This is a genomic window from Rickettsia endosymbiont of Ixodes scapularis, assembly GCF_000160735.1.
GTDB classification, from domain to species: Bacteria; Pseudomonadota; Alphaproteobacteria; order Rickettsiales; family Rickettsiaceae; genus Rickettsia; species Rickettsia tamurae.
Window position 1 is genome coordinate 1,772,379 of record NZ_CM000770.1, and the last position, 9,243, is coordinate 1,781,621.

A 9,243-nucleotide genomic window follows, 5' to 3' on the forward strand; every position below is an offset into this window, starting at 1 on the left:
TTCTTGGATTGGAGTCAGTTTTCCCCAGTTACCGAAAGCTAAACGTGCATCCGAACCGATTGGTGCTTGCTCCATTAACTCAAGCGATTTCTTTACATTTGCAGCATTTGGGATATTTGCAAGTGGTCCGCACGGTTTGAAGTCGTTATCTATCACTTCTTGAGATACATCCTTCGCAAATAGCGTTAAAGTTGATGCATCAAAAGTAAAGTTGACAAAGCGGTTGTCATTATTAACGGTTACTTTAACATTATCTGCAGGAGTAGGCTTTAAACCGCCTGCTGTTTCTGCAGATATTACCGTATATTTGGTATTTGGATCTATATTATTAATGTCGAAATTAGTAGCAGTAACAACAAGTGCTAAAGTTAAAACCCCTGATAAATCAAGAGTACTGCCTGATTTAATTAAGATATTACCGCCTGACTTAGCTGCTCCGTCAAAAGTAGTATTTAAGGTTAGCATATCGGTAAAGCTACCGGTGCCGGTATATGTTACTTGATTTGCACCTAAAGTAAGTGTAGTACCGCTACCTGTTATATTACTATTAAAGGCTAGGCTATTGCCGAAATTAATAGTAGCGCCGTTAGCTGCAAAGCTGGTAGCCGTTACATTTTTAGCAAAATTAGTGATAGAACCTTTGGCTAAAGTAACAGCACCTGTATTAGTAAATGTATAGGCAAAACTTGTAGTACCGCTGAGCGTCGCCGTACCTTTTGCGTTAACACTGCTTGCAAAACTTGTAGCACCTGCCGTTGTGATATCACCAACCGAATTAGCCGCAGTCCCTACAACACCACTAACACTGCCACCATTTGTGAAGTTTAGCTTCAGAGCCTGATCGCCGGTTTTATTTATGCTGCCTGTTAAGTTAAAGTTTACATGTAATGTTAAGAGTGCAGTACCGTTACCTTGAATCTCGGTGATGCTAGTATTACCGCCTTTGGTTATGCTTACAGCTCCTGCACCGACTTTTAACATAGCAATCCCGTTTACGCTATTAAGATTACTTGCACCTAAAGCTATTAACGTACCGTTATTAGTACCACCGGTATTTTGGACTGCTCCCGCAACATTTACATTGTTATTTAATGTTACCGTACCGTTTTTTGCATTAAAATCTAAGAAACCGCCAATATTACCGGTTTGAGTTAACTGAACGGCATCATTAATTAATGTTACATTCGCCGTAGTAGCTCCAAGCTCTAGCACACCTGTAGTATCAAGCTCTATATTTGCTGTATTGAAAGTGATACCTACTGTACCCAAATTTCCTGCTCCTTGAAATTTTATAGCTTGTAACCTTTTAGCTCTACCGAATGTAACCCCTCCGTCTATTGTTAATTTTCTTCCTGCGTTTACGGAATTTAAGGTTACTATACCTTCATCATCATTATTAGGATCTATATCTGCACCTAATGTGATTGTACGGTCATTTGCATTTGAAATATTTTGTAATACTAACTCTGCATCTGCATGGGCAAATTCAATATTTGCTGCCGGTACATTTAAATCACCGCCATTTGCATCAATCCTATAAGTAGCATTGTTTATTTGTATAGCATCAGCATTAAATGCTGTACTACTAGTAAAATCTGCATTATCGTTAATAACCAAGTCATGTATACCTAAATTTACATCGTCAGTTATTGTAACCACATGATTAATAAATAAATTTTCAAATTTATTACCGCCTGCATCACCAATATTTCTAACAGTACCTGCTACATTACTTCCGATATTCAGTCCATTAACCCCACCATCAAAGATTAACTGACCTTCATTGGCACCAGGTGCCGCTAAATCAGCTGCTAATAATATATTATTTACTCCACCTCCGGTTAGGTTAGAAAGAGTTAAAATAGAATTTGCATCTTCAAAAACAATCGCTTGACCATCTAATATAGTAACATCACCGGCACTTGCATCAAATGCAAAATTATTATCGGCTTTAATATTGATTGTTGCGATTGTTCCCGCAGTTGGATCATATGCTATAAGTAACTTTGTATTAACATTTAATGTAGCATTATTACCGTTTACTATAGCTCCTTTAAACCCATAAGTAATTATGTTACCACCACCATCAAGAGGACCGTTAAACTCTAACGTACTGCCTACTCTAAAATTTATATTATTTGTAATTAAGTTTCCTCCGGCTTGTAATGTTATTCCTGCTCCTACATTCACTGTTGCTAATGAGTTTGTATTACCTATATTCCCGGTTACCGTACTTGCTCCGGTAAATGTTGCTACACCGTTACCAGCATTACCAGTATTATCTATCGCTCCGGTCACTACTACAGGATTCGTAAATGTCACTGCTGACGCATTATTCGTTAAGTTTATTGCATTCGCTTTTACTACTCCACCTTGTACTTGTAGCAAACCTGCTCCTACACTTAACTCTGCTAATGAGTTTGTATTACCTATATTCCCGGTTACTTGACTCAATGCACCATTTAAATTTAAGACACCTACATTATCACCGCCTGTGGTGTTATCAATAGCACCTGTTAATACTGCATTTGCATTTGTAAGGGTTAATACCGACGCAGCATTTGTTAAGTTAGTCGTAGTGGCTTTAATAACCGCCCCTCCAAGAGAAAGGGTACTTGCCCCAACGCTTATTTGAGCTGCTGGATTAACATTACCTATTGTTCCGTTAATGGCAGCATCTATATTGGCAGTTATTATACCTCTTCCATCTATATTTTCTGTAAGTGTTATCTTTGCCGGAGTTGCAGATTGTATAATTAGTCCAGCATTCGCTCCCCCTAAAGTTATATTTCCTAAACCCGTATAAGTATCAGCAAAAGCACCAAAATCATGATGTGCAACAACCGCAGCAGTACCGGTTAAAGTTAAACTTTTGCCGGCAGTAATAGTAACAGGCAACAAGTTACCATCTGTATCAATAGAACCAACGCTGGTATTTTCAGTAATATTTAGGCCTCCAGGATTAGTAGCCGCAACATTTATAGCCGTAATAATACGACCGACTTCATCTGCAGTGATAGTATGATTACCACCGTAAGTAAATGCCTTATTGTCTTGAGGACCGTCAACATGAGTACCATTAGCTACTCCTCCAGCCGTTATCTTATTCCAATTACCGGCAGCAGCAAAATCACTAAATACTGCATCATTAGTAGAAATAACACCCGCAGCAACACCCAACGCCCCGCTACTACTCAGCATTAATGCTGCGGTTGAGGTGGTGAATAAAGCGGTTTTAAGACCTTTTTGAATTGCCTTTTGAAATAATTTTGGAGAAATATTCGCCATATGTAAACCTTAATAAAAACTAAAGAACCCTCAGCTATAAGCTGAGGGGTTATAAAGTGGAATCGATTAGAAATCGATCATCATTCACAGGTTCACCTTCCTGTTCATCAATATAGTGCTGTATCATTTCATCAGTTATATTACCTGAACTGACCGCCATATAGCCCCTAGCCCACAAATGATTGCCCCAAAATTGTTTTCTTAAATGAGCAAATTCTTGCAATAAAATTCTTGAGCTACTACCTTTTAAATACTGTACTAACTTGCTAAGAGATATTTGTGATTTATATGAGATAAACATATGCACGTGATCACATGATATTTTCCCTGAAATTATATATACTTCATGTTCCATACAAATCTGCCTTAGTAAATCTCTAGCCCTTTCCGCTACTTTGCCTATCAATACTCTCTTCCTATATTTTGGTATCCATATAAGATGTACTTTTAAATCATACTGACTATGACTATTCTTTCTATAACTTCTCATGTTTCTTGATATAAATTCATTGCTAAAGCAATTTCATTATATCTTCCCTTCGCCTGAAGGCGAGGGGATTTCTTATCCCCGAAGGGGGACATTTAAGATCAGGACTGTAAGTAGGAAGGAATAAAATACTTGCCCCTACCGATTCAATTAATTCTTTTACCTTAGAGTTTTTATGAAAATTAATATTATCCATTACTACGACTTGTCCTGCCCTTAATTCTTTAATGAGTATATCCTTGACATACGTCTCAAAAATAGCTTTATTACAATTGCCTTCAAATATTAGAGGTGCTACAATATTGCTATTAAATAGGCCAGCAATCATACTAATTCTGTGTTTGTGCTGATAAACTTTTTCACCATAACATCTTTCTCCTTTTGGGCTCCAGCCATGTTCTCGACACGCATTATCTTCTATTCCTGATTCATCCAAAAACACTAGTTTATCTTTGTCTATGGTGGTTATCTTTTCTATAAACTCATTTCTTAATTTATGATTTCTTTTGGGATGAAGAAAAGTTTTTTTATAGCTGTAACCAACTTTTCTAATCATGTTTATTATAGTTCTTGCTGACACTTTACTAGGATACAAGATGGCTAGCTCTCGACTGCTTTTATCTTTATTAGATTCCAAAAATTTTTTAAATCCTTCCATATCTGTTATTTTATGACTATGCCCTTTTTGATAGCCAGTTTTTAATTGAACATCTCCTGTTTCTTTCTTTAATTTCTTCCAATCATATATTACTTTACGGCTGATATTAAATACTTGACTTGCTTCTATTATTCTTTTCCCTGACTCAATATATTGAATCACTCCCTTTCTTAAATCATATGAATATGGACTTGGCATAACTATTTTCTAATTACTTTACCATATCCTTTAATACAATTTTTTAAATATGTCTATTATAATTAATAATTTAGATGATATTTTTACAAATTTAGTATGAATATGTGGCATTTGTATAGATTATATGTCATTTTGTAACGGCGTTGCCTGCGTGGACCGGCCTTCGTCATTGCGAGCGAACGTAGAGAGCGTGGCAATCTCGTCAAATATCCTGATATTGCTTCGTCAATTACTTCGTAATTTTCTCGCAATGACGACTCGGTAGTATCCACACAGGCAATACCTCTTGCAATGACGATTTAGTATCCGTACTCTCTCTCCCTAACACCTTAATAACATCATCATACATATAACCTTCATAAGCACCAGCTTCGAGTAATAATTTTGTAGCTACTGTACAATTATTACTCTTTGCTAAGCCTAGAGGATTTAAGCCTGATTTATCACGATAATTAATATCCGTAGTATGTTCAATTAAAAACTGTATTAATTCTTCACCGCAATTAGCTTTTATAGCATGATGCAGAGCTAGACGTCCTAATTGGTCTTTGTACTGAGCATCAACACCTTTACTATATAAAGTTTCTACTAACTCTAAATCACCGGCATATATTGCTTTTTGTAAAAGCTTTTGTCCTAAAGCTTTATCAAATTCGGCGTAATCTTTAATCAAAATTTTTACTAGTTTTGAGGTGTTTATATTCTTGTCATAAATTTGAGTTACTTTTTCTAAAAAGTGTTTGCTGCCCCGTGTTTTTACCGACTAGTGTATGATTTACTAGATACTCTACTAAAGAACCCTCAGCTATAAGCTGAGGGGTTGTAAAGTGGAATCGATTAGAAATCGATCATCATTCACAGGTTCACCTTCCTGTTCATCAATATAGTGCTGTATCATTTCATCAGTTATATTACCTGAACTGACCGCCATATAGCCCCTAGCCCACAAATGATTGCCCCAAAATTGTTTTCTTAAATGAGCAAATTCTTGCAATAAAATTCTTGAGCTACTACCTTTTAAATACTGTACTAACTTGCTAAGAGATATTTGTGATTTATATGAGATAAACATATGCACGTGATCACATGATATTTTCCCTGAAATTATATATACTTCATGTTCCATACAAATCTGCCTTAGTAAATCTCTAGCCCTTTCCGCTACTTTGCCTATCAATACTCTCTTCCTATATTTTGGTATCCATATAAGATGTACTTTTAAATCATACTGACTATGACTATTCTTTCTATAACTTCTCATGTTTCTTGATATAAATTCATTTAATTCTTTTACCTTAGAGTTTTTATGAAAATTAATATTATCCATTACTACGACTTGTCCTGCCCTTAATTCTTTAATGAGTATATCCTTGACATACGTCTCAAAAATAGCTTTATTACAATTGCCTTCAAATATTAGAGGTGCTACAATATTGCTATTACATAGGCCAGCAATCATACTAATTCTGTGTTTGTGCTGATAAACTTTTTCACCATAACATCTTTCTCCTTTTGGGCTCCAGCCATGTTCTCGACACGTATTATCTTCTATTCCTGATTCATCCAAAAACACTAGTTTATCTTTGTCTATGGTGGTTATCTTTTCTATAAACTCATTTCTTAATGTCCCCCTTCGGGGATAAGAAATCCCTCACCTTCAGGCGAAGGGAAGATATAATGAAATTGCTTTAGCAATGAATTTATATCAAGAAACATGAGAAGTTATAGAAAGAATAGTCATAGTCAGTATGATTTAAAAGTACATCTTATATGGATACCAAAATATAGGAAGAGAGTATTGATAGGCAAAGTAGCGGAAAGGGCTAGAGATTTACTAAGGCAGATTTGTATGGAACATGAAGTATATATAATTTCAGGGAAAATATCATGTGATCACGTGCATATGTTTATCTCATATAAATCACAAATATCTCTTAGCAAGTTAGTACAGTATTTAAAAGGTAGTAGCTCAAGAATTTTATTGCAAGAATTTGCTCATTTAAGAAAACAATTTTGGGGCAATCATTTGTGGGCTAGGGGCTATATGGCGGTCAGTTCAGGTAATATAACTGATGAAATGATACAGCGCTATATTGATGAACAGGAAGGTGAACCTGTGAATGATGATCGATTTCTAATCGATTCCACTTTATAACCCCTCAGCTTATAGCTGAGGGTTCTTTAGTTTATGATTTCTTTTGGGATGAAGAAAAGTTTTTTTATAGCTGTAACCAACTTTTCTAATCATGTTTATTATAGTTCTTGCTGACACTTTACTAGGATACAAGATGGCTAGCTCTCGACTGCTTTTATCTTTATTAGATTCCAAAAATTTTTTAAATCCTTCCATATCTGTTATTTTATGACTATGCCCTTTTTGATAGCCAGTTTTTAATTGAACATCTCCTGTTTCTTTCTTTAATTTCTTCCAATCATATATTACTTTACGGCTGATATTAAATACTTGACTTGCTTCTATTATTCTTTTCCCTGACTCAATATATTGAATCACTCCCTTTCTTAAATCATATGAATATGGACTTGGCATAACTATTTTCTAATTACTTTACCATATCCTTTTATTAATATCACTATCTTAATTGCCTATGCTATATTAGAAAAAAGTTTATAGGTTATTGAAAAAACTTTAAGAGCAATAACCTATGATAATGGATTTTACAGAAATATTTTGTTACGTCGATGATTTTTTTCAAGAATTAGACAAGCATACAAATTCAATTACTAACCATAACAACAAATCTGGTCCTAAAAGTCGACTGAACAGAAGTGAGGTAATAACAATTATAATAGGCTACTGGCAGTCATCTTATGATTGTTTTAAGAATTATTATCTGAAGCAAATATGAATTCATCATCAAAGAGATTTTCAATTAGTAAGCTATAGTCAATTTATAAAAATAATAGGTCCACATTTACCACTATTAGTACTAATATTCAATTCTATTTTGGATCAGTGTGACGGACTCTCTTTTGTAGATTCAAGTAGTATAGAGGTATGTAAGAGATACCGTATTTCAATGAATAAAGTGTTCGCCGGCATAGCAGCAAGCAGTAAGACAACAAAAGGTTGGTTCTATGGACTTAAACTACATCTAATAATTAATAGAGCCGGTGGTATAGTTAAAGCATCTTTTAGCCCTGGCAATAAGGATGATAGAAAACAGCTGGAACTGATAATCAAAAATCTTTTTGGTAAAGTATTCGGAGATCGTGGTTATATTTCGCAACAATTATTTCTACAACTTTTAGAGCAAGGAATTTTTATGGTAACTAGGGTAAAGAAAAATATGAAAAATAAACTTATGTCTATGTTGGATAAAATATTATTGCTTAAAAAAGCATTAATAGAATCTGTGTTTAGTAAAATTAAACTATTGGGGAAGTTTGAGCATTCAAGGCATAGATCAGTTACAAATGCCTTTGTGCATATGGTTGCAGCACTGATAAATTATCAAATGTCTGATAATAAACCTTCTATTACATCTCTCTTGATATGCTAAATCCTATGCTATATTAATTCGAAACTCGCGTTATAGAAATAAATAAAGCATTAGAATTAGACCCAAATAATCTTGATGCTCAAACTATTAAAAAATTACTACAAAAGAAATTGCATAAAAAATGATTTAGGTAATAAATAATTTTTTATGCACTTACGTATAAATCAATTATTATAAATACCAGCACTAAATATTCTCCTTAAGCTAAATGAAAAGTTTTTTGAGAAAGCTGGTATTTTCGTTTAATCCAACATGAAAAGATTCGTGCTATTGTTTTAAGGCATGAATTTTTAACATACCGATAACGGTCGAGTAGATAGTGGGATTATAAGTCTTCAACCAAGCCGTCAATAATTTCCGGTTTACCGATACGAACTTGTTTGCTCAAAAATTTTATTTGCCAGTTCTTTAACACCTCTAAGTATTGACCCGCCACCGGTAATGATAGTTCGAGACGCTAGCGGTTGTCCCTTTGTTGCTTTATCATATTCACGTGAGTTTCGTATTAATAGAGGAACTGAATAGCTGATAGTAACTGGGTTACGAGGATATTAGTAATATTGTTTTTGTTATAAAATGTACTTAAAACTGCATAAATTTTTAGTAAATTGTCTTTTTTGACTATAACTATTAAATTGTAAAACTTGTCACACCTCTTACAAACCTTGAAAGGATAAGGATTATAGCATATTCATTAACCATAATTTAGGCATCTTAATACGAAACTCGCGTATATTCAGCTTTTACCATTGATAATATCTCTTCGACTCTTGGTCCGATTATTTCAGTAAGCTTAATAAATAGTAATTGCTGCATTAAGATTACAAAGACTGTCAATTTACAAATCTTCTAAATTAATAATAGAATCTTTATCAAACGAAGATAATATTGCATTACCGTAGAGAACCTTTAATTTTTCGGGTCTGTCAGATTTTTTGTGTAAGTACGATTTCTCCATTTGCCCAATTTTGTAAATTAGTATCACAAAGTATAGCAAATTGATTTAAAGCCATGGCCCAATTCTTAATAGGCATTGTCCATTTTTTAAGAGGCATTTGTCAATGCTAAAAAGATTATTTTCTGAATCGATT

8 protein-coding genes and 2 pseudogenes are annotated in these 9,243 nt (G+C 34.2%); 2 read left to right on the plus strand and 8 right to left on the minus strand.

What is annotated here, in order from left to right:
- From REIS_RS08995 to tnpA (REIS_RS16570), 5 genes and pseudogenes are all read right to left on the minus strand, one after another.
- Window positions 1-3,288 (minus strand): beta strand repeat-containing protein (locus tag REIS_RS08995; protein WP_008581232.1); only part of this gene is annotated, 3,288 nt, incomplete at its 3' end.
- A gap of 49 nt (window positions 3,289-3,337) precedes the next feature.
- Entirely contained in the window at window positions 3,338-3,778 is a 441-nt protein-coding gene (gene tnpA, locus REIS_RS09000) for an IS200/IS605 family transposase (protein WP_008579210.1), read from the minus strand.
- A gap of 22 nt (window positions 3,779-3,800) precedes the next feature.
- Window positions 3,801-4,631, minus strand: a complete 831-nt coding sequence (locus tag REIS_RS13425) for an IS630 family transposase (protein ID WP_008581234.1) — start codon at window positions 4,629-4,631, stop codon at window positions 3,801-3,803.
- Between the two features lie 229 nt (window positions 4,632-4,860).
- The gene (locus REIS_RS09010; RefSeq protein WP_008581235.1) at window positions 4,861-5,304 is read right to left on the minus strand and encodes an ankyrin repeat domain-containing protein; all 444 of its coding nucleotides are present in this window, start codon (window positions 5,302-5,304) and stop codon (window positions 4,861-4,863) included.
- Window positions 5,305-5,436: 132 nt separating this feature from the next.
- Window positions 5,437-6,264: pseudogene (gene tnpA / locus REIS_RS16570) on the minus strand (IS200/IS605 family transposase); the annotation flags it as partial.
- Between the two features lie 81 nt (window positions 6,265-6,345).
- Between tnpA (REIS_RS16570) and tnpA (REIS_RS09025) the strand changes: the two are divergent.
- On the plus strand, window positions 6,346-6,786 hold the full coding sequence (gene tnpA, locus REIS_RS09025; RefSeq protein WP_008579324.1) for an IS200/IS605 family transposase: 441 nt from the start codon (window positions 6,346-6,348) through the stop codon (window positions 6,784-6,786).
- Window positions 6,787-6,795: 9 nt separating this feature from the next.
- On the opposite strand, the gene REIS_RS09030 is transcribed toward tnpA (REIS_RS09025), so the two are convergent.
- Window positions 6,796-7,179, minus strand: a complete 384-nt coding sequence (locus REIS_RS09030) for a helix-turn-helix domain-containing protein (RefSeq protein ID WP_008579989.1) — start codon at window positions 7,177-7,179, stop codon at window positions 6,796-6,798.
- Window positions 7,180-7,498: 319 nt separating this feature from the next.
- On the opposite strand from REIS_RS09030, the gene REIS_RS11450 reads away from it, so the two are divergent.
- On the plus strand, window positions 7,499-8,152 hold the full coding sequence (locus tag REIS_RS11450; RefSeq protein ID WP_083787731.1) for an IS982 family transposase: 654 nt from the start codon (window positions 7,499-7,501) through the stop codon (window positions 8,150-8,152).
- Window positions 8,153-8,422: 270 nt separating this feature from the next.
- Here REIS_RS11450 and REIS_RS16080 read toward each other — a convergent pair.
- Together REIS_RS16080 and REIS_RS16575 are read right to left on the minus strand one after the other, a co-directional pair.
- Window positions 8,423-8,643 (minus strand): annotated as a pseudogene (locus REIS_RS16080) (cell division protein FtsA); the annotation flags it as partial.
- Window positions 8,644-9,078: 435 nt separating this feature from the next.
- On the minus strand, window positions 9,079-9,207 hold the full coding sequence (locus REIS_RS16575) for a hypothetical protein (protein ID WP_008581244.1): 129 nt from the start codon (window positions 9,205-9,207) through the stop codon (window positions 9,079-9,081).
- Between the last annotated feature and the right edge of the window lie 36 nt (window positions 9,208-9,243).